This window comes from Paenibacillus sp. FSL H7-689 (assembly GCF_000517905.1).
Taxonomy (GTDB): Bacteria; Bacillota; Bacilli; order Paenibacillales; family Paenibacillaceae; genus Paenibacillus; species Paenibacillus amylolyticus.
Genome location: NZ_ASPU01000028.1, coordinates 428148 through 449285, shown reverse-complemented (window position 1 = coordinate 449285; position 21138 = coordinate 428148). Strand labels below are relative to the sequence as shown.

Genomic DNA, 21138 nt, shown 5'->3' with positions numbered 1-21138 from the left:
TCGATGTTGGTAAGCCATTCATACGATTCACCTTTAGTACCTGATAAAAATGAAAAGTTAACCCTCATACTCCTGAAAAGGAGCATTGAGGGTTAACGTAGTTTTAGGACTTTTAAATTAAGCGCTGCTTGGGCAAATGCAGAATAACGTTGAATTGATCACCATGAATTTCAATTTTGATCTCCCCGCCGTGCAGCTCAACGATACTTTTCACAATGGACAGCCCTAGGCCGGAGCCTTCTGTCTGGCGGGATTCATCTGCTCTTTTGAAACGCTCGAACAACTCTTCCGCAGCAAAATCAATCTCATAAGCAGCAGTATTTTGAATTTTGAATAGCACCAGATCATCAGACTCGTCCAAATAAATATAGATTCTGGTTCCCGGAAGCGAATATTTCTGCGCGTTGCCAATTAAATTTTCGAATACACGCCAAATTTTATTGCCGTCCAAATGTGCATGGATCGGGAATTTCGCAATCCTCTCCCGAATCACAGGCGACGCTTGTCCTATACTGGTGTTGGACTCGGCAATCGCCTGTGTCAACAATGTCGCGACATCGACGTACTCAATATCCAGCTCTACTGTACCGCTGGCCATCTTTGAGATTTCGAACAGGTCTTCAATCAACAGCTTCATCCGTAGCGCCTTCCGGTCCAGGGTTTCAATATAGGCTCGGGTGGTCTCTGTAGACAGATTTTCTTTTTTTAATAAATCAACATAGTTGATAATAGAAGTAAGTGGGGTCTTCAAATCATGTGATACGTTGGTAATCAGCTCTGTTTTTAACCGTTCGCTCTTCATTTGATTCTCCAGCGCGCTTTGATACCCAGCTTTCATATTGTTAATATAACCAGCAAGCTTGGATAGATCATCCTTGCCGGTATCCTGAATTGTGTTTTGAATATTTCCTTCGGCAATCTCTTTGCTCCCGTTGATAATGGCGATGAATCTTCTAAGCTTGGAAAGTATATATGGAACCAAGAACAACACGTAGAGCAACAAATAAAGTAGAAGCCACCCCTGTCCGTAATATGTGACTGCCTGCCAAATACAAATGCCGGCTATCGCGGTTAGCAAAAGCATCATGATGAGGCCAAACGTTAGTCTCCCGTTTTGTAAACTGGCTCTAAGACCGGTTCTCCAAATATGAAAGTAATCCATCAGCAGACTGCCATGCCAGAAGGAACGCCTACTATGGGGTGCCTTAAAATAAAGAAACAGTCTGCTTGCCAGCAGGCAAAGAATAATTAAGGCAAGCAGTGTCTGGATATAACTTGAAGTTGAATAGCTCAGACTCAACCCCGTGTATGAATACCTGTTTATGAGTACGAGGCTCCATAGAATCGCGGCGACAATGATGACAATAAGGTCGATTGGAACCTTCCGATCGGCTTTATTTTTTCTCGATTTTGTATCCAATTCCCCATACCACCTTTAAATATTTTGGGTCTTTGGGATTGATTTCAATTTTTTCACGAATGTTTCTCACATGTACGGCAACCGTATTCTCTGAAGTGAAGATCAGTTCATTCCACACGCGCTCATAAATCTCTTCGATTGAGAAAACTCTGCCCTTGTTCTCCATCAGCAGCTCCAAAATTTTGTATTCTTTCGGGGTCAATCTGACGTCCTCTCCATCTATCTCAACAGTCTTCGAGCTTTTGTTCAGCACGAGTCCTCTTACTTGAATGAGCTCATCCCCGTTTGACTGGAAGGAACCTAAATTCGTAAACCGGCGCAGCTGAGATCGGACTCTAGCGATCAGCTCTAGAGGATTGAACGGCTTCGTAATATAGTCATCAGCCCCAACGTTGAGTCCCAAAATCTTGTCGCTATCTTCTGACTTGGCGGAAAGCATAATGATCGGTATATTTTTGTTTTCACGAATTTTAAATGTCGTTTTAATTCCATCGAGCTGTGGCATCATGTTGTCCATGATAATAAGATGAATGGTTTCTTGTTCAAGAATTTCCAGCGCCTCCAATCCGTTAGAGGCAGTTAATACATCCACATCTTCGCTTTTCAAATAAATAACAAGCGCTTCTCGAATTTCCGGTTCATCGTCTACAACAAGAATGTTATTTATAGCCATTATTTCTCACCTTCATCACGATATTTCTTATATTTACTAATCCGGAACTCATGTATTCCGAAAATTCAACATGGCCTGGGGGAGCGTCTGCAAGCATCAGCTCCTCTGGTGATTTTTCCTGATCCGTGTAAAATCCATGCACCCCGAACCTGGACAGAATCTGCATAACCGGTCTGCTGTTGACGGTGTGAACATAGCTTTTTACCCCAAACTTATGTAGTGTTGGAACTAAATTGGGGTTTAGATACACACGGTATACAGGCATGGCGACCGCTGTCAGTTGTTTGTCCCTTACGAATTCTACAATACTTTCGGCGGAGGCGCCAGTTTTGTAAAGTGAATATATTTTGTTTGGAAAGGGGTGGATTCCCATAACCGTGTCATACATTTCCGGGCTGAAAATTTCAGGTATAATCCGGTTGAGCAGTGCAGGATCCGTACGTCGAACCTCATTGACTAGATGCGCAAACTGCTGCTGAATTTGCTCTTTGCTGCCTGCTTTCGTATCCACAATTAAGTCAAAATCAGGATATTGCTTCATCATCTGCAGTATGTCCGGCAGGGTAAGAGGGCGGAATCTTCCCATAATAAGCGAGTTTGCAAACTGAAGCTTTGTTACGTTTCGTCCGCGATGAGTGGCCAAATCCGGCTGTAGCTTCTGCGACCAATCATGTCTGGCTACAAGTTTCCCGTCCGTCGTCTGCACCAGATCAACCTCGAACAAACGGTACCCTCTATTGTAATTGGTTATAAACGCCTCATAAGAATTGGTGTAGCTAGCCCCGTTAACTCCACCAAATGCATGTGCAATAAGCCTATTCTCCTGCCAGCCGCTGGTGCCAAATGTAGAGTCCGGCTGATTCTGACCTGTCCTAACAAGCCCCCAGTTGAACCAGATCATTCCTGCCGTAATGACTATGAGTAAGGTTAACATCATCGTTTTCTTCATTCGTTGTGCTCCTTCGTTATCCCGATGTAAGACATACTACAGGACGCAAATGAAGAAGGAGTCGTATAAAAACGAAGGAATTTATGAAGTTTGTATACATTGAAATCCATATAAAAAGAATCCCCGTATATGTAAAGTGTCGTTAGACAAAAACATAGTCCCATTGTAGTCGCTATTATAGCGGATTTTTTACACGCAGTATTGGGTATGAAACGTGAGAGGAAATAGGAACAATATATTTTTAACATGGCGAGTACGAGACTAAGGTACTTCTTAGCATGCAATGGGACCAGTTGTAGCTGTTGAAACGGGGGAAATTGTGGTATCTATCATTTCGAAAGACCAGCTTTATTAAGTTTAGTCCTTATTTATACTAAAACCTCCACTGTAGTGGAGGTTGAGTGATCACACATGAATTTTTGTTTAGGTTAATTCGTCCCCATTGGTTTCGATTACTTTTTTATACCAGTTAAACTTTTCTTTCTTGTTCTATTCAATGTTCCTTTTCCTTCGTTATTCCGATCATCGTTGGAAGGAAGCTTCCTGAGTAGTCGTATAATAACCCAATGAAAGTAGGTCCAACTGCACCAAAGTTTGATGTGATGGGAGTAAGTTCGCAGCGAATGAAGCCGTAGACACGATCTCGTCAAGCTTACAGACGGTTTCCGCATACATTATGCTCGGAGCTGACTTAACATTCCAAAGAGCATTAGAACGTATTGAATATAAATGTCCTTACCAGAATAAAAGTTGTCGTGGGACAAGAACTTGTACCGATTGACGGAATGGATAATAACATAGTCCCATCACCCGGCATAACATCAAAGTCAAATCACGCCACAGGTCTGCCCTAACTAGAATACTCTGGCGAGTACTAACCTCCAAGCCTGGTTACACCACAACTAACAGTACGATAATTCCGAGAAAAATCAGCCAGCATGCTGGGTGACCGAAATTTAATCCCCAGCCGACTCCAAACCTTTTCTCGACGATTAGGTTTGAATCCTTGCGATTGAAATAAATCATACCTAATAGCCATTTATCATCATCATGGACAGGTCTAGAATTGGAGCGATCTGCCGATTGCTCCAATCGGCTTCCGCTCTGACCAGCCCAGAACGATAAGGCTAAGGCGTATAGGATGATAAAGGCTATTATGATTAGGACAATGGGAATAGCGAAATTGATGTTAAGCAGAGATATCATATTTAGTTGCACGACGGACAACAGGATAACTATTAAGAAGCTTGCTGTAATCATAAAACCTGACCAAGTACGGCGGAAAGTTACGTCTTGTCTGATGGAACGGTTCGGATCAGTGGGTTGAACCTGCTGCTTCACTCTGCGAATACTCCAATTCTCAAATATGAACACAAGTATTAAGAACACTTGCATTATCGTAGGCATAAACACAGAACTATAAGATTTAGCTGCATATCCGTCTACGTTCCAACTGCTGTTGTAATGGATCGGAATCTGGTCAGGAATTAGTTCGTAGTTGAGTAGCACAGTTACAATACCAACAACAATAATGAAAACATGAATGAGGAACCACTTACTAGACAAGCTAATGTTTCTTTTCCGAAAACCAGTGTCCACTGCTATGATCGATAGTTCCAGAGCAATTGGCAGCATAGGTAGTAAACTTTTCATTTTGAAATGATACCTAATGTTTATGACTAGGGAGATTACGGCCATGGCGAGTGAATAAGCGACAATGATCCAACTTTGTTGCTTGGAATGTTCATCACCGTATATTAGGCAGATGATACAAACAATGAATAGGATGGTATGAAAGGTAGCACTAATCCTAGCATATGACTTCCGCATCTGGCGTAGAGGTTCGCTGTGAAATTGTACAGCGCTGACGGTGACTCCAAAACTAATCGTCTCTCTTGTTAAATAAGGCATGCTTACCATGAGTACAATGGTAGGTACAAATACAAAGATCATTACTATAACAGGCAATATCGTCATATCTTTCGCCTCCTCTTATACATAAGTATATATTCGAAAACTCTATATCCTTTAGAGCATATGCGATGCATCACAATGTCTTTTTGCGTATGTTTATCGTTTTAACTTAGGGTAAGTAATCGACTTGAATATAAATTTAATTATAATTGATTTTATTGACTACATGGGTGAAACTAACATTTGTCAGACCTTTTTGCTACGCAGCGATACTCATCTGATAACTAAATTATGGTAAGTACATCTGTTTGAAATTCTGTGTAGGTAAAGGGCAGTAAAGTTTAGTTATAATCAACTTTTATCACCATAAGATAAAGTTCACTTGGTAAAATTGTGAATTCAAAATCACATTAACTGGAGTGGATACTATGCTTTCTGAAGAAGATTATGCGAAGGTGGCGAAAGAAGCTTTACATCAATACCCAATTATTTGGGAAAAACTTGTGTATCTCGGAAAGAGTGATAATGTTACATTTCAAGTTCAGGCCAACAATGTTAATCAAAAGTTTCTTATCAAAATCCATATCTCAACGATTTCCATTCAATCAAAAGGGAATATCGCATCAGAGCTTATTTGGCTTGAAGCTCTGGTTAAAGATACAAATCTCGTCGTACCTGTACCTGTTAGAGATCTTCAAGGTGATCTGGTAACAGAAATCTTAACTGATCTTAGAGAAAATACAATCATGGTGACTATTCATCATTGGATTCATGGAAGCGTACTTCAAAGAGAGCCAACAAGTAATGAAAATTTAGCTCTCTTAATGGCGGCTCACTTAATCAATTAAAACGGTTAGTAAATTTAGAGCTTATCTCAAGTGAAGTGTTTGTTCATGTAGAAGAGTCAGCACATAAAATAGCAAATGTGATACAAAATTATAAACGTTTGCCAAGTAACTGGGGAGTTATTCATTCTGACCTTCATGAGAGTAACTATGTTTTTTATGAGGATACTCCTCAACCTATAGATTTTTCGAATTGTGGCTATGGCTTTTATTTATTTTATTTCATCGTATAGCAAAGTAAATCAACTGGAAGAAAATTATGTCGAGTTATTAGAAGCATTTTTTATTTGGTCAATCATTAGGACTTTCGCATTCCATTCTCTAAATCCAAATGAACAACAATCCTTAGCGGCAAATTTTCCATTAGTTATTGAAAACTATTTTAGGAAATATCTTAAAGGAGAAATTTTTTTGTTAAACTAAGGAGTAGGTTAGTGTAATTTCACGTTTTAGATAACGTTATAATATAAACAGAGTTCAAGACATGAATACAATAAATGGAGGGGTAGGATTGAACAAGTATGTGTTACATATAGTTGCAAGTGTAATTTGCATATTGTTACCTGCTATTGGTCTCTTATATGTTTTGTGGGATAGCCACCAACCCAAAATAGGACCTGTAGGAGACGGAAAACCGAATTATCCTTCAATATCTCAATGGATATCTATTAGCTCTTCTTTTATTCTTGGAGTAGTTAATTTACCTCTTTCCATAATTCGATATAGACAAAAGGCTAAAGAAGATATTAAAAGTTAATGCTTTATTGCGCTAACGTAGAAATTATAATTGAATATACGACGAAAATGAAGCTGCCTGTGTTAGCCGGTGCAGCCTTCATTACGTTAACGGGCAGGATAGATGAATTTTGCGAATGTACGCCAGGTATGCGAACGATAAAAACATAAACTTTTAAGATTAAAGACATGCTACAGTCTTCAGAATCGCAGAATTCGTCAAAGGAAGTACGATCGCAGAAAAAAGAGGTCGAACCCGTCCCAATTTTATGGCTATCAGGCCTTCGATGGTGAAGTGCCTTCATGCACAAGATACGATCATAATCCATTAAACCGGAAGGAATATCTCTTACATGTCTTGAATCACGATAAATCTGAATTAAAGCTGGAGGCGAATGAGATGCTGGAATTAGAGTTTACGACTATAGAGGAGTGGGATGAAGCATTGTGGGCGCGGATGGAGCGAATCTATCATGAGGCTTTTCAAAGCGGCGCTAAGACAAAAGCGATTCTGCGCAGTATGCTGGACCGGAAGATTGGTTATTTACACACAGGCGTGCATCATGGAGAAGTGGTTGCGATGGCTGTTACTGGACTGGAGGGGAAGGTTGCGGACCACATCCTGATCATCGATTACCTCGCGGTTGAACAGAAGATGCGTGGGTGGGGCATAGGGACCTGGATGCTTGAGCAGCTCAGAGCCTGGGCGTTAAGGGAGCACCGGATCAAAGGTATGATTATCGAGGCGGAGTTCGGGACAACAGAGGCTCATCAGGAACGCATACAGTTCTGGCAACGCAACGGGTTCATCCTGACCTCCTATGTCCATCAATATAGAATGGTGCCAGAGCCGTATCAGGCAATGATGCTGCCACTGGATACAAGTACGCATGTGCCTGATGATGGTGAAGCACTGTTTCGTTATATTAATGCTTTTCACAAGGTTGCTTACCGGAAGAGTTAGACCGCATTCAATGGAGCTGCAGGAAATTACCGTAGAGATTAGGATGTAAAATGATCAGTTCTTGACTGCATGGTCAATAACTGATACATTAATCCCATGAGCAGACCAAGAGAATTTGATGTCGATCGTGTATTACACCAGTCTATGGAAGTGTTCTGGAATCAAGGCTTCAAAGCAACTTCTTATGAGGACCTTACGCGTACTACAGGAGTCAAAAAGCAAAGTTTGTACTGTGTTTTTAAAGACAAGCGATCGTTGTTCCTGAAGGCGCTGGCAATTTACCGTGAACAGGTTATAGCGAAACTGAAAGAGATTGAAGCCCTGGATTCGTCTCCCGTTGATAAATTGAATACCTTACGATATTCCCTTTTAGACGATGAAACTAGCTGCCAAGGGTGTCTAATTGTGAATGCATCACTCGAATTCGGAACAGATGACGAGCAGGTCACACGCGAAGCTGAACTCATGGCAGAAGAGATTCAACTGGTATTAGAGAAGATCATAAGTAGTGGCCAGAAACAACAGTTAATTTCCAACCGGTATACGAGTATAGAGCTTGCATCTTATCTAAATAACACCATTCTTGGTGTGAGAGTTATGGAGAAATCAGGTTCATCCCGTGAACAGATCGAGACGGTTCTGCGTACTTCATTTGGCATGATCATGTCTTGATCTTTTTTTTGTGAAATTCTTGACTATGGAGTCAAAAATAATTGAAGGCGGATCAATACACCACGAAAGCTTGAAGGAGGTGGGGCTTTTCGAGAAAAATCGTGTATTGATTCATTTGGAAATAACGTCTAGCTGTTAACCAGGCTGATTGCTGTTTAACATCTCCTAGGTCAATTTATATAAAAAAAACGAAATATGTGGAGGTTATTATGAATTATTCTCAATCCGTAGAAGCATTGTTCCAACCTATAGAGTTAGGTCACTTGAAGTTATCCAATCGGATCGTGATGGCGCCGATGACGCGTCAATTTTCTCCGGACGGTATCCCGGGTTCGAATGTTGCGGGCTATTACCGCCGCAGAGCAGAGAACGCAGTGGGGCTTATTGTGACAGAAGGGACAATAATTAATCATCCGGATGCATCCAATCAAGCCAATGTGCCGCACTTTTATGGCGAAGCTGCAATGAATGGTTGGGCACATGTTGTATCTGAAGTACATGAAGCTGGCGGTCGAATTATTCCACAGATCTGGCATATGGGAGCCAAAGGTCATGTTAATGATTATTCGGAAGCTGAGATCGCTACAATCGTTCAGGAATTCGCACAAGCAGCCTCAGAAGCGAAACGCGTTGGGTTCGATGGTGTTGAAATCCATGGAGCACACGGCTATCTGATCGACCAATTCCTGTATGAGAAAACCAACTCTCGTACGGATCGTTACGGTGGAGATATGTTGGCTCGCACACGTTTTGCAGTTGAAGTGATTGAGGCTTGCCGTAAAGTAGTGGGACCGGAATTCACGATTGTACTGCGTTTATCTCAGTGGAAGACAGATGATTATCAGGCTAAATTGGCTGAAACACCGGAATTACTGGAGCAGCTTCTCGCACCGTTGGTTCAAGCTGGAGTCGATATCTTCCACTGTTCCACACGTCGTTTCTGGGAGCCGGAATTCGAAGGGTCTGATCTGAATTTTGCTGGATGGACCAAAAAACTGACTGGTAAACCGACAATCACTGTTGGATCGATTGGTCTTGATGGTGACTTTACAAGTCTGTTCACAGAAGGTAAAGGCGCAAGTAACGCCAGTATCGAAGGATTGGTACAACGACTTCAGAATGATGAGTTTGATCTGGTTGCTGTAGGCCGTGCTCTTCTGGTCGACCCTGAATGGGTTAAGAAAATTCAAGAAGGACGTACCGATGATCTGGTTCCATTCACAAGAGAGGCGATGACTGTACTTACTTAATTATAGTTATAATCATTAGGAATATGTATTAATCAAACACACCTTCAAGAGAATGAAACCTTGTTGTAAGATAGGGAGATCATCTTGGAGGTGTGTTTGTAATGGCAACCAGAGGAGTTATCCGGTGGAATTAAAGATGAAAGACATAGAGATGAGACTGGCAGAGGATGCAAAAGAAACATCGGAATAAGGTCCTCAACTTCATTATTGCTGGTTCCTTCATTTCTACATCATCACTCAACAACACCACTGCTTGGGGGGAGCCCTCCCTCCGAAAGATCAACGCTGCTCTTCACTGAGTTCCCAATTCAAGTGGCGATCTATTCATTAGTGCTAAGTGACAACAACTGTTTTAGATTGTCATCAATAAATTGATTATCGGCACTGTTGATTCCACGACCGGCAAAATGGCCCCAGATCGATTGGATTGGTTTCAAGACAGCATTAGGTATACGCTTAGCTTCGTATTCATTATCAGCCGCAGTGCAGAAGAGATCCGTGCTTCCCGGCATGATACAGGCATAAGCTTTTATGCTCTGAAGTGCTTTATCAAAGTCTCCGTTATAGGAGGGGTTTGCACTGATATCTGCATGTTGGCCTGTCCATAACATGGCCAGAACATTATGCGGATCCATATTCATAAAGCTATTTTCCCAGACACCAGCTACAAAATCCTCCAATGTGTCAAATCCCATCTCACGGTATAGCTCTTCTCTATAAAACGCATGTGATAGTCCCCATCCCGCATACACCCGACCAACGGCACGCATGTCTGTAGAACTTAGTTGGTTTAATTTACTTGAGTCGAAGCCGACTGCGGATAGCAGTGAAGCTTTCACGCCTTCCAGGACCACAAATGTGTGAGGCCAAGGTTTGGCGATGCCTCCGAAAGGTGCAATTCGTTCAACCATCTCCGGGTAACTTGCCCCCCATTGAAATGCCTGAATGCCGCCCATCGACCACCCGACGACGAGAGCAATCTTTTCAATACCGAATTTTTCGGTCAGCAGTTGTTGCTGGAATCGAACGTTGTCATAGATGGTTACCTGTGGAAAGTTAGCCCGATCGAATGGAGGAGGCGTGTTACTGGGAGAGGAAGAGAGCCCATTGCCCAGCAAATTGGGAACGATAATAAAATATTTCTCTGGATCCAGTGCCATCCCGCTGCCAATGAGCCATTCATTCTGAATATGCTGATCTCCAAAAGCCGTTGGATAGACAATAACATTGTCTTTCTGTTCATTTAATTTTCCGTAAGTTTGATAAGCGAGATAAGCGTTTGGTAACGTCACTCCTGATTGTAAGAGTACATCACCCAAATTAAAAATTTCATAATCCATCGTATAATTGCTCCCTTCAAAATGAAAAACCACATGTTCACTGTGATCTCTTGTACTCAGTATAGAGCTGTGATACTCTCAATAAAAGTGAATAGAATTCATAATAGTATTCAATAAAATTGAAAGATGAAGGGGGAATCATCGGATGGAATTGCGTCAACTGAATACGTTTTGTACGGTTGCAAAAACATTGAATTTCACGCGGGCAGCAGAAGTGCTGAGCTACGTTCCTTCCAACGTCACGATGCAAATTAAAGCATTGGAAGATGAGCTAGGTGTTCGCCTCTTTGATCGGTTGGGCAAGCAACTCGCGCTCACAACTGCGGGTAAACGCTTTTTAACACACGCCCAAGGCGTTCTTGAAAAAATGGACGAGGCTCGTAGTGCTGTCCATGATAATGAAAAACTAAGTGGTACCTTAACGATAAGTGCGAATGAGGTTATTTGCTCCTATCGGCTTCCAGCTGTCTTCCAACGGTTTCGTTCGCAGCATCCGGGAGTTCGCCTAATTTTCCGCTCAGTTCCGAATCAAGAACTCAAGCAAACGCTCTTTGAGGGAACCACGGATATTGTTTATATGTTGGATGAACCCATTCGCTCGAGTGGACTTTCCGTGGAACCTTTGCTGGAAGAACATTTCCGATTGTTAGCTGCTCCAGATCACCCACTCGCCAAACGAACTGTGCTGCAATTGGAAGATTTTCATGATGAAGTGTTCCTGACAAATGAGAAGGGTTGTCCCTATCGAACGATGTTTGATCGGTCATTTGAGAAAGAGGGCATTGATAACATTACATATTTAGAGTTTCAAAGTGCTGAAGCCATTAAACAATGTGCAATTTCAGGAATCGGTATTGCCTTTCTTCCTGAGATCGTCGCGGAATCTGAAGTTGAACGCGGAGAACTTGTTGTCCTCCCTTGGCAAATTCCGGACTTGCAGGTATATACACAGATGTTGTGGCATAAAGACAAGTGGCTTTCACCAATGATGTTATCTTTTATAGAAGCAACCAGGGTAGTGTTTGGTTCACAGAGTGAGAATAAAACAGGATAACTTATGTACGAGACATCAAACTGTTGAGCACAGTAAAATGCTGTTGAAAGTGAGGAGACATTATTTATGATTCCATTAGTATATGACCAGATTAACCATTGGGGAAAAGACGATGAATTTTTCCTTTCATTATTAAAGAGATTACAAGTAGAATCTATAGCTGACCTGGGCTGTGGAACAGGAAGATGGACTACTCATCTTGTTCAGTGCGGTTATAAAATTACCGCTATAGATCCCAATGAAGAAGCGATGGAAATAGCGAGAAGTAAAGATAATTCTGAAAGTGTGGAATGGATTATAGGTGATAGTGCGGATTTACAAACCAATACCTATGATGCGGTAATTATGACAGCGAATGTTGCACAGGTATTTCTTACAGATGATAGTTGGAAGCGAGTAATCTCAGACGTATTCCGATCCCTAAAAATCGGGGGTCACTTTATTTTTGATACAAGAAACCCTTTGGTAAAAGTATGGGAAGAATGGGAGAAGGACAAAACTCCTGACTTAGCTAAAGATAGACTAAGCGGAGATCCTTTAGAAATTTATACAGAATATGAAGGGTTTGAGGGAGATATTTACACTTTCTATGAAATAGTAAAAAATACTAAAACAGACAAAGTGTTAGTTCATGAAAAAATGCAGCTGAGGTTTCGAAATCAAGAAGAATTCAATGAGTCGCTGAAACAAATCGGTTTTTCAAAAATTAAAACATATGGTGATTGGGAATTCAAACAAGCAAATTCTGAGAATAGATCGTTTATTTTTCATTGTGTAAAATAGCAGTTAGTAAAAAAATGTCGAGGGACCAGAACAGATTGAACACAGTTCTTATTCCTAAATAACTACAAACATTGTTTCATTCAAATCCATTCAATGAAATTTGTTCATATATGATGAACTGGAGTATGATGGGGGAAGGCGATGCTGATAATTACCATATAATCAATGCCAAGTATAGAGTGTAATTTGATATCGGTCTAAAGCTTTTGGACCCGGCTATACAACACCATACTTCCTTGAAGGGGGACATCTGTTTTGGATGAGCAGTTTCTAGATTTATTGGCCGAGAAATATGATACGGAAGAAAAAATTATAACAGAGATCATCAACCTTGAAGCGATCTCCAATCTCCCGAAGGGAACCGAGCATTTTGTCAGTGATTTGCATGGAGAGTTTCAGGCTTTTCAGCATGTACTACGAAACGGTTCGGGTACCGTCAAAGAGAAAATCAAAGAATTATTCCGGGAGGTTTGGACGGACCAAGAAATCAATGATTTTGCGGCGTTGGTTTATTACCCGGAAGAAAAAATACAGCTGGTTATAGGGGAACTGAGCAATAAACAGGCTTTGAACCAGTGGTATAGACTAACAATTGAACACATGCTTAAGCTTATTTCTTATGCCTCTTCCAAGTATACACGCTCAAAATTGCGTAAAGCTCTGCCGGAGCAATATGTATATATTGTCGAAGAGCTTCTATACAAGACGGATTCGACCAACAATAAGGATCCTTATTACGAGGAAATATATCGGCAAATTATATCCTTGGGCCAGGCGGACAATCTCATTATCGGCCTTGCTTATACGACACAGCGCCTGGTGGTTGACCATCTTCATGTGGTTGGAGATATCTATGACCGGGGGCCGTACCCCGATAAAATTATGGATACGCTGATCAACTACCATTCTGTAGACATACAGTGGGGGAACCATGATGTCCTCTGGATCGGAGCCTACGCAGGTTCTCTGGTCTGCCTTGCGAATATTATTCGGATCTGCGCCAGATACGATAATCTGGACATCATTGAAGATGTATACGGAATCAATCTGCGCCCACTGCTAAACCTGGCGGAGAAATATTACGAAGACAATCCGTCCTTCAGACCTAAGTTACAGGCTGGACATAATGTATCGGAGCAGGAAATTCTGCAGATCACCAAAATTCACCAAGCCATTGCCATGATTCAGTTTAAACTTGAAAGCCCGATTATCAAGAGACGCCCATACTTTAATATGTCTGAAAGACTTTTGCTGGAGCAGATTGATTACGACAACAATGAAATCAACATCTGCGGTAAAACGTACCACCTGGAAAACACCTGTTTCGCAACCGTAAATCCGCAGAAGCCCGAACAATTGCTTGAGGAAGAACGCCAGGTGATGGAAAAGCTGTTGTTTTCCGTTCAGCATTCCGAAAAGATGGCCAGACATATGAATTTTCTCATGAAAAAGGGCAGCCTTTATTTAAAATACAACGGGAATTTGTTAATCCACGGCTGTATTCCTTTGGATGAAGAAGGAAATATGGAAGAAATGCAGATTGAAGACAAGACATATGCGGGCCGTCAATTGCTTGATGTTTTTGAAGATTATTTACGTTACGCCTTTGCGCATCCGGAAGAGACAGAAGATCTGGCGACGGATATGGTATGGTACATCTGGACAGGAGAATGTTCCTCGCTCTTTGGAAAGAGAGAAATGACCACTTTTGAACGGTATTTTATCCAAGATAAAGAAGCACATAAAGAGAGAAAGAATCCTTACTACCATTTACGTGAAAATGAAGATATCTGTCGAATAATCTTGCAGGAGTTTGATTTGAATCCAGATCATGGACATGTCATTAACGGGCACACGCCAGTCAAAGAAATTAGTGGAGAGAGCCCTGTTAAAGCAAACGGAAAAATGATCGTGATTGACGGCGGTTTTTCCAAAGCCTATCAATCCACAACGGGCATTGCCGGATATACCTTGTTGTACAATTCCTTTGGCATGCAGCTCGTCGCCCATAAGAAATTTAATTCAAAAGAAGATGTGTTATGTAACGGAACGGACGTGTTATCTCTAAAAAGATTGGTGGACAAAGAACTGGCGCGGAAGCTGGTGAGGGAAACCAATGTCGGAGAAAAGCTGTTGAAGAAAATTTCAAATTTGAAGGATCTATTAGACTATCGCTACATGAAATGAAATGATTGCTAAAAGTACACATTCGGATCAACCGTTTGAGTGCAATATGACATAGACGCTCGTATTGGGCAGGGAAGTAATAATACCCTGCCTGTGCGAGCCTTTCTTTTGTAACATGCGATTTAACAACAAACTTTATGACTTACAGTTGAACTAAACGAGGATTTTCAATTGGTGGAGAGGAGGAAGATATGGACTACAATTCACGGAAGGAAGCGGTTTTTGAGACGAAACGGTTCCGTAACTGTACCATAGCGGCAGGTCGTCGTCATACCGTTGCTCTTAAATCTGACGGAACAGTAATAGCTGTGGGTGATAATAAATATGGTCAATGTAAGGTAAGCGATTGGTGCCATATCGTCGCAGTTGCAGCGGGTAATGTTCATATGGCTACGAACACCGGTAATGCACATACCGTTGGTCTTAAATCTGATGGTACGGTAACTGCTATAGGTTGGAATAAGCATGACCAATGCAATGTAAGCGAATGGCGCGATATTGTAACCGTTTCGGCAGGTTGGTGCCGTACGGTTGGGGTTAAATCAGATGGCACCGTGGTTGCGGTGGGGCGAAATAATGAAGGGGAATGCAACGTGAGCAGCTGGCGCGATATTGTATCGGTCACAACGGGTGACTGGCATACAGTCGGTTTAAAAATAGACGGAACGGTAACAGCAGTTGGTAACAATAAGTATAACCAATGTAACGTAAACGACTGGGGCGACATATTGGCTGTTTCGGCGGGGTATCTTCATACAGTTGGGCTCAAATCGGATGGGACGGTACTGGCTGTGGGAAGAAATAATGATGGTGAATGCGACGTAAGCAGTTGGCGCGATATTGTAGCAGTTGCAGCGGGGAGTTATCATATTGTTGGTCTTAAGTCTGACGGTACAATGGTTTCGGTGGGTTCGAATAAACATCACCAATGCGATGTAAGTGGCTGGCACGAAATTCGAGCTATTTCAGCGGGGTGTGCCCATACGATTGGACTGAAATCGGATGGTACGATGGTTGCTGTGGGTGATAATGATTATGGACAATGTGATGTAAGCGGATGGAGTAACATCCAACAATAAAATACTACGAAAGCAGCAGCTGATGTCGGCTGCTTTTGTTATTTGTCGCGGGACAAAAACATGGTTTTATTGCCGATTTGATGAATGTATATCATTAGAGTGTGAGCACTGTAATGTGCTGGATGAGGCATTGTTTGACTTCTGGAATGTGAAGCCGGAGGTAGATCCGGGTAAAAGTAAATATACCAATGAGACGATAGCTCAAACAACAAGGAGGCAACCGATCAACGTGATCGGCTGTTTTTGTTTAACTAACTTTGTGAATGAAAACTGTGTTTACAGGTGGGAGTTCAAATGCTGGAGAAGCTGGTGTGACTTAGTATGATTTGAATCCATCACTTCGTCGTGGTCTACTATAAATATTTACCTCTTGCATAAGGAACATGTGTTCTGTTTATAATATATACAAACATACGTTCTTAAAAGTACAGGAGTGATTACAGTGTTGACTAAGCAACGAACCATTATGCTCATTGATATGCAGAGCTTTTATGCTTCAGTCGAAAAGGCAAAATTGCCTCAATACAAAAATAGACCATTAGCTGTCGCGGGAGACCCCGCAAGACGTTCTGGAATTATCCTTGCCGCTTGTCCACTAGCCAAAGCGAAGGGTGTATCTACCGCGGAACCACTCTGGCAGTCTCTTCAGAAGTGCCCTGAACTGATCATTGTGAGACCACACATGCAAGAATACATCGAAGTATCCACTCAAATCATGTCCATTATTGAGGAGTTCACTGATCTGGTCGAACCGTACAGTATAGACGAATTATTCGCTGATTTTACAGGGTCTATGCATCTATTCGGTAATGATCCAATCGATTTGGCCAAGCAAATTCAAGACAAAATCTATAATGAAACAGGCGTTTACGCGAGAGCTGGCATTGGTGAAAACAAAATCATCAGTAAATTATGCTGCGATATGATCGCTAAAAAAGCAGAGGGGGGCATTTTCCACTTAAAAAAAGAGGAGTTACACCTCCATATTGGAGATAAGCCCATCCGCGATATGTGGGGGATAGGCTCCAGAATGGAAAAACATCTGTGGAAGATGGGCATCCGAACCATTAGAGACTTGGCGAATACGCCTCTTTCCAAATTAAGAAGTAAGTGGGGCGTTAATGGAGAAGTCATCTGGCGAGTCGCAAATGGACTCGACAATTCGCCGGTAACCGTCAACACGCACAGTACACAAAAAGATATCGGAAACGGAATGACCTTGCCTAGAGATTTCACAGGGGCTTGGGAGATCGAAGTGGTTATTCTCGATATCTGCACAGAAGTATGCAGAAGAACCCGCCAAAAGGGACTGATGGGTAGTGTCGTGTCCGTAAGTGTGTCTGGAGCGGATTTTGACCACCCCACTGGTTTTCACAGGCAGGTTAAACTGTCTGATCCTACAAACATAACCGTTGATGTATGCAAGATAGCCAAACGCATATTTCATCAACACTGGGATGGGCAACCTTTGCGCCGTGTAGGCGTATCCCTGTCTCAATTATCCAACGCGGATACATATCAACTATCTTTTTTTGATGATCAAGAGCAGAAACGGGCCATTGATCAGGTGATGGACGACATTAAGGATCGATTTGGCGACATTGCCATTCTACGAGCGAGCTCCATTACGGCTGCGGGTCAAGCGATCGATCGAGCATCTAAAATCGGGGGGCATTACAAATGAGCAAAAAACTGGAGGCCAATGGATTATGGGAATCGAGCCGCATGATGCTTCCACAACATAAAGAACGAATTATACAGCATCGTACTCAAGTTCATTATCTAACGAAACCACTGATTCATGAAGATGAGTGGGAGATTATTACACAAAATATAGATATGTCGCTCAAATATACATTGCAAGCCACCTTTGAAGTGTTTCATGAGTGGGGCAATCGGGATATACACGGGATCGTCACTTCAGTCAGTACCTTTGGAAAGAAAATCAAAATTGAAATGGAGAATGGATTTGAATGGGTCGATTTTGATCAATTGGTCGCTGTAAAACTTGAAGAAGGAGGCGTGTAAAGTGCGACAGACTTTCGAGGAACTTTCACTCGTAAAGAGGGTAGTGGAGCTCCCTTATCTGTTAGGTGCTCTGGAGGTAGATAAGCATAAAATATACGCTTCAAACTTCAAAATGAAATCTGTGTATGTTGACTACCTGGACGGTACCCAAAAGAAAATAGCTTTAGAAATGTACAAATCAAAGCAAAGGCTAAAGGAACATCATATAAAAATCATAGATGAAGTGAGATCTGAGCTGAGTTTAACGGTAGATTATTCGGTGAGAGGTTACATTCATAAAATGACATTATTATGGAGCAAAGTGAAAGTAGATGTAACCTTAATGCTTACTGAACATATGAACGTTGATATTACTGAATTGCCCACATGAACATAGAAAATAAGAGTCTAACTTATGGGTGCGGCAACAAATACGAGCAGATCTTTCGGCAAACCGGGAATCACAAAAAAGATAAATAAAGAGGCAGAGTAAACTATGTTTGGATGTCAAAGATAAAAAACTTCATTATTATAAATCTGCCCCTGTATTCAGTAAGGACATTCAAAAGAAAAGCCACGAAGGAGGAGGAATAGCAGCAGGTTTAAGACAGTCTAAAAATCAGCTGGATGCCCAATTTCCGGGTTCGCTTGCGGGACGTAATTATCAAGTCATCATTGTAGGGAAACAATTGCTCCAATATAAGGATTGGTTTAAAGTACTTGATGTCACGTTCCGCGATCCTCGCAATACGATTACCGACCGCATCATTGCTTTTGACGGTCCTATTGCGGATATTTTCAATTTTCAAGCCAAAGATAAGCCGCCGTTACCTTTATTTATAAAAACGGTTGTTTTGTTGTTAACACCCAATAGTTACATTCTGGTTCCTATCTAATAAAAATGTGCCTACTTTTCAAGTAGCATGAGAAATTTTAAGATAAAACGCAAGAGGAGAAGTGGGCATAAAAGTAATTGAGGGGATGGTAACGTCATGCCAATTGAAATCAAAGACATTGTGTCTAAGAAAATATTAAGTGAAGTAAAAGGTTATCTAGATATTGGTTTTACTCATTCACTAAATCCCTATACGGGTTGTGCATTTGCTTGCGAATACTGTTACGTCAGAGAAATGCCTATTCAAAAGTTTAAGGATATTCCTTGGGGATCGTGGGTGGATGTTAAGAAAAATGCAGCAGAAAACTATCTAAGGGAAGTCTCTCTTCTAAGACGTAAAAATAAACCCATAAGTATATTCATGTCATCAGCCACAGATCCTTATCAACCTGTAGAGCAGAGGGCAAACATTACAAGAAGCCTATTGGAAGAAATGGATAAAAACCCACCAGATTCACTTCAAATTCAAACTAGAAGCCCGCTGGTTGCCAGAGACCTTGATATACTGCTGAAATTAAAGGAAAAATGTAGAATTATGGTTTCAATGACAATCGAGACAGATCGCGAAGACGTGAAACGAATTTTTTCGCCCTATGCTCCTGGAATAGATTTACGAGTTAAAGCCTTGAAAAAGATAAATGATGCAGGGATACATACACAAGTATCTATTTCCCCTGTGCTACCTTTTTCGCCTAATTTCGCTAACATGTTACAAGGCATAACTGATCGAATTTGGATTGATACGCTATTGATTGGTGATGGTCAAATGGGGATGAGATCTAAGCGGTTAGGGATGCCACAATTATTTGAGGCGAACGGCTGGGAGAAATGGTACGAGAAAAGCATTCATTTGAAAGTAGAAAAATATTTTAAAGCAAGGTTCCCATCTGAAATAATTCATGTATCTAAAAACAGCGCATATCCATTTTAATTTTAAATAGCCATTCATTTTATGAGGATCTTGTCCGTTTTTTCTTCATGGAATAGAAATATTGAAGAAACTGGTGTTTGAAGATCAACTCTCTCATACGAGTCAATGGAGGACGTATGAGTCCTCCATTGATTTAACTTGAAGATGTAGAGGGATTCATTCTATTTTGAAATGACCGTGGAGTAACAATTTGACATCATTCACTCTGATGAATATCGTTTGGAAGTTCATCATTGAGTTTCTGGTACCCGAGCCCCCATGTTTCCATAGAGAATATAATTGGCTTCAGTGAATTTCCTAAATCACTTAAGCTGTATTCGACTCTCGGAGGGACTTCTGCAAAAACAGTACGAATGACAATTCCATCCTCTTCCATTGAACGTAAATTTTCAGTGAGAACCTTTTGACTGATCTCCGGGATACTTTTACGAAGTTCTCCGAATCGATGAGTTCCCTTCAAAAGATCCCTCATAACCAATAACTTCCACTTGTTACCTATCAATCCAACTGTCGTTGCGACGGGACACAACGGCAACTCTTTTTTTGAAATCACTACATTATCACCTCCAATAGTTACTATTAGGTTCCTATATAACAAAAAGGTGCCTACTTTCAAAACAATACATTGCTTATATTATAATTCTGTCGATGAAAAATCAAATGAGAATGAATGAAGAGAGGAGGGAGCTTGCAAGAGAGTTTATGCAACTGAGTGACTATTTTTTGAATCATATGTTAACGTTCTTGAATTCTTGGAGACAGCATTTAGAGATCAGTTTATTGGCTCTGCAACCTAAAGATAAAATACTAGTTACAAAAAGGTTCCTATGCAACATTAAGGTGCCTACTTACCAATTATCTAAAGTAGAGATAAAATTTTAGTGAAGACATATGCTCACGAAAATAGAAAGGGGTTTAAATATGACGATTACAGAAAACAAACAATTGATGTATCGTTTCACGAACTTCATTAATACGGCAAGCAAGGAACTTGCTGAAGAATTGATTTCTCCAGATGCTGTTTTTTATGTACCTATGCAAAAAGAACCAATGAATGGTCCAAGTGGTTATCTCTCCATAATTCATATGATGAGATCTGGTTTTTCCGATATACAATGGACTGTTAAGGAGCTGGTAGCAGAAGAGGAACTAATAGCAGCTCATTTTGTCATGAAGGGCACACAAGACGGAGAGTTTCTCGGGTTTCCACCAACGAGCAAAAAAATCGAAGTAAATGCAATGAATATTTATCGGATCTCTAATGGCCAAATTATTGAAGAGTATGGTCAACCCGATATGCTTGGCTTGCTTCAACAAATAGGGGCAATTCCAAAAGCATAATTACCTCTCATTGATCTGGGCATCGTTCCAAAAAATTAAGATTTGGGAAAATAGATTAAAGTCGAAGAGGGACTGCATTTTGCACTCCCTCTTCTTAGT

The 21138-nt window shown here is 41.2% G+C and carries 21 protein-coding genes; 15 read left to right on the top strand and 6 right to left on the bottom strand.

The features are described from left to right. Nucleotides 1-112: 112 nt before the first annotated feature. The 4 genes from C170_RS21625 to C170_RS21610 all read right to left on the bottom strand — a co-directional run bounded on the left by C170_RS21625 (nucleotide 113) and on the right by C170_RS21610 (nucleotide 5019). Nucleotides 113-1420 (bottom strand): sensor histidine kinase, encoded by a 1308-nt coding sequence (locus tag C170_RS21625; RefSeq protein ID WP_200868516.1) that lies wholly within the window; start codon nucleotides 1418-1420, stop codon nucleotides 113-115. Further along, complete coding sequence (locus tag C170_RS21620) at nucleotides 1395-2093, bottom strand: response regulator transcription factor (RefSeq protein WP_036613934.1); 699 nt, start codon at nucleotides 2091-2093, stop codon at nucleotides 1395-1397. The genes C170_RS21625 and C170_RS21620 overlap by 26 nt, the downstream gene beginning before the upstream one ends. After that, nucleotides 2080-3042, bottom strand: coding sequence for a phosphatidylinositol-specific phospholipase C/glycerophosphodiester phosphodiesterase family protein (locus tag C170_RS21615; protein WP_051447339.1), 963 nt, complete (start codon nucleotides 3040-3042; stop codon nucleotides 2080-2082). Before C170_RS21615 ends, C170_RS21620 begins: the two co-directional genes overlap by 14 nt. A gap of 891 nt (nucleotides 3043-3933) precedes the next feature. Continuing rightward, on the bottom strand, nucleotides 3934-5019 hold the full coding sequence (locus tag C170_RS21610; RefSeq protein ID WP_036613933.1) for a DUF1648 domain-containing protein: 1086 nt from the start codon (nucleotides 5017-5019) through the stop codon (nucleotides 3934-3936). A gap of 365 nt (nucleotides 5020-5384) precedes the next feature. On the opposite strand from C170_RS21610, the gene C170_RS21605 reads away from it, so the two are divergent. From C170_RS21605 to C170_RS21590, 5 genes are all read left to right on the top strand, one after another. Further along, on the top strand, nucleotides 5385-5804 hold the full coding sequence (locus C170_RS21605) for a hypothetical protein (protein ID WP_036613932.1): 420 nt from the start codon (nucleotides 5385-5387) through the stop codon (nucleotides 5802-5804). A gap of 508 nt (nucleotides 5805-6312) precedes the next feature. After that, entirely contained in the window at nucleotides 6313-6558 is a 246-nt protein-coding gene (locus tag C170_RS30510) for a hypothetical protein (RefSeq protein WP_081746010.1), read from the top strand. Nucleotides 6559-6936: 378 nt separating this feature from the next. Then, complete coding sequence (locus tag C170_RS21600; protein ID WP_036613931.1) at nucleotides 6937-7500, top strand: GNAT family N-acetyltransferase; 564 nt, start codon at nucleotides 6937-6939, stop codon at nucleotides 7498-7500. 96 nt (nucleotides 7501-7596) lie between these two features. After that, a complete protein-coding gene (locus tag C170_RS21595; protein WP_036613929.1) occupies nucleotides 7597-8172 on the top strand; it encodes a TetR/AcrR family transcriptional regulator in 576 nt (191 codons plus the stop codon). Nucleotides 8173-8381: 209 nt separating this feature from the next. Further along, nucleotides 8382-9422, top strand: coding sequence for an NADH:flavin oxidoreductase (locus tag C170_RS21590; RefSeq protein ID WP_179087849.1), 1041 nt, complete (start codon nucleotides 8382-8384; stop codon nucleotides 9420-9422). A 320-nt stretch (nucleotides 9423-9742) separates the two neighbouring features. Here C170_RS21590 and C170_RS21585 read toward each other — a convergent pair whose 3' ends face one another. Continuing rightward, entirely contained in the window at nucleotides 9743-10762 is a 1020-nt protein-coding gene (locus C170_RS21585) for an alpha/beta fold hydrolase (RefSeq protein WP_036613928.1), read from the bottom strand. Between the two features lie 145 nt (nucleotides 10763-10907). Between C170_RS21585 and C170_RS21580 the strand changes: the two genes are divergently transcribed. The 9 genes from C170_RS21580 to C170_RS21540 all read left to right on the top strand — a co-directional run bounded on the left by C170_RS21580 (nucleotide 10908) and on the right by C170_RS21540 (nucleotide 19698). Continuing rightward, on the top strand, nucleotides 10908-11816 hold the full coding sequence (locus C170_RS21580; RefSeq protein ID WP_036613927.1) for a LysR family transcriptional regulator: 909 nt from the start codon (nucleotides 10908-10910) through the stop codon (nucleotides 11814-11816). A gap of 66 nt (nucleotides 11817-11882) precedes the next feature. Further along, nucleotides 11883-12599 (top strand): class I SAM-dependent methyltransferase, encoded by a 717-nt coding sequence (locus C170_RS21575; RefSeq protein ID WP_036613926.1) that lies wholly within the window; start codon nucleotides 11883-11885, stop codon nucleotides 12597-12599. A gap of 255 nt (nucleotides 12600-12854) precedes the next feature. Further along, nucleotides 12855-14786 (top strand): fructose-bisphosphatase class III, encoded by a 1932-nt coding sequence (locus C170_RS21570; RefSeq protein ID WP_036613925.1) that lies wholly within the window; start codon nucleotides 12855-12857, stop codon nucleotides 14784-14786. A 191-nt stretch (nucleotides 14787-14977) separates the two neighbouring features. Next, entirely contained in the window at nucleotides 14978-15865 is an 888-nt protein-coding gene (locus C170_RS21565) for an RCC1 domain-containing protein (RefSeq protein WP_036613924.1), read from the top strand. Nucleotides 15866-16331: 466 nt separating this feature from the next. Next, complete coding sequence (locus tag C170_RS21560; RefSeq protein WP_036614017.1) at nucleotides 16332-17549, top strand: DNA polymerase IV; 1218 nt, start codon at nucleotides 16332-16334, stop codon at nucleotides 17547-17549. Beyond that, nucleotides 17546-17893 carry a YolD-like family protein gene (locus tag C170_RS21555; protein WP_036613923.1) on the top strand — a complete coding sequence of 116 codons (348 nt, stop codon included), beginning with the start codon at nucleotides 17546-17548 and terminating at the stop codon, nucleotides 17891-17893. The genes C170_RS21560 and C170_RS21555 overlap by 4 nt, the downstream gene beginning before the upstream one ends. 1 nt (nucleotide 17894) lies before the next feature. After that, on the top strand, nucleotides 17895-18263 hold the full coding sequence (locus C170_RS21550; RefSeq protein WP_036613922.1) for a hypothetical protein: 369 nt from the start codon (nucleotides 17895-17897) through the stop codon (nucleotides 18261-18263). A 109-nt stretch (nucleotides 18264-18372) separates the two neighbouring features. After that, complete coding sequence (locus C170_RS21545; protein WP_036613921.1) at nucleotides 18373-18768, top strand: Ger(x)C family spore germination protein; 396 nt, start codon at nucleotides 18373-18375, stop codon at nucleotides 18766-18768. 96 nt (nucleotides 18769-18864) lie between these two features. Beyond that, entirely contained in the window at nucleotides 18865-19698 is an 834-nt protein-coding gene (locus C170_RS21540; RefSeq protein WP_036613920.1) for an SPL family radical SAM protein, read from the top strand. 196 nt (nucleotides 19699-19894) lie between these two features. On the opposite strand, the gene C170_RS21535 is transcribed toward C170_RS21540, so the two are convergent. After that, entirely contained in the window at nucleotides 19895-20251 is a 357-nt protein-coding gene (locus C170_RS21535) for a winged helix-turn-helix transcriptional regulator (protein ID WP_036613919.1), read from the bottom strand. A 368-nt stretch (nucleotides 20252-20619) separates the two neighbouring features. Between C170_RS21535 and C170_RS21525 the strand changes: the two genes are divergently transcribed. Further along, complete coding sequence (locus C170_RS21525) at nucleotides 20620-21039, top strand: ester cyclase (RefSeq protein WP_036613917.1); 420 nt, start codon at nucleotides 20620-20622, stop codon at nucleotides 21037-21039. The last annotated feature ends 99 nt before the right edge of the window (nucleotides 21040-21138 follow it).

Excerpts from the sequence above, each read along its gene's own strand:
- C170_RS21565 (WP_036613924.1), top strand. The coding sequence starts at position 14,978 with ATGGACTACAATTCACGGAAGGAAGCGGTTTTTGAGACGAAACGGTTC.
- C170_RS21590 (WP_179087849.1), top strand. The coding sequence starts at position 8,382 with ATGAATTATTCTCAATCCGTAGAAGCATTGTTCCAACCTATAGAGTTA.
- C170_RS21595 (WP_036613929.1), top strand. The coding sequence starts at position 7,597 with ATGAGCAGACCAAGAGAATTTGATGTCGATCGTGTATTACACCAGTCT.
- C170_RS21615 (WP_051447339.1), bottom strand. The coding sequence starts at position 3,042 with ATGAAGAAAACGATGATGTTAACCTTACTCATAGTCATTACGGCAGGA.
- C170_RS21560 (WP_036614017.1), top strand. The coding sequence starts at position 16,332 with ATGCTCATTGATATGCAGAGCTTTTATGCTTCAGTCGAAAAGGCAAAA.
- C170_RS21620 (WP_036613934.1), bottom strand. The coding sequence starts at position 2,093 with ATGGCTATAAATAACATTCTTGTTGTAGACGATGAACCGGAAATTCGA.
- C170_RS21600 (WP_036613931.1), top strand. The coding sequence starts at position 6,937 with ATGCTGGAATTAGAGTTTACGACTATAGAGGAGTGGGATGAAGCATTG.
- C170_RS21605 (WP_036613932.1), top strand. The coding sequence starts at position 5,385 with ATGCTTTCTGAAGAAGATTATGCGAAGGTGGCGAAAGAAGCTTTACAT.
- C170_RS21575 (WP_036613926.1), top strand. The coding sequence starts at position 11,883 with ATGATTCCATTAGTATATGACCAGATTAACCATTGGGGAAAAGACGAT.
- C170_RS21525 (WP_036613917.1), top strand. The coding sequence starts at position 20,620 with ATGACGATTACAGAAAACAAACAATTGATGTATCGTTTCACGAACTTC.
- C170_RS21580 (WP_036613927.1), top strand. The coding sequence starts at position 10,908 with ATGGAATTGCGTCAACTGAATACGTTTTGTACGGTTGCAAAAACATTG.
- C170_RS21555 (WP_036613923.1), top strand. The coding sequence starts at position 17,546 with ATGAGCAAAAAACTGGAGGCCAATGGATTATGGGAATCGAGCCGCATG.
- C170_RS21540 (WP_036613920.1), top strand. The coding sequence starts at position 18,865 with ATGCCAATTGAAATCAAAGACATTGTGTCTAAGAAAATATTAAGTGAA.
- C170_RS21585 (WP_036613928.1), bottom strand. The coding sequence starts at position 10,762 with ATGGATTATGAAATTTTTAATTTGGGTGATGTACTCTTACAATCAGGA.
- C170_RS21610 (WP_036613933.1), bottom strand. The coding sequence starts at position 5,019 with ATGACGATATTGCCTGTTATAGTAATGATCTTTGTATTTGTACCTACC.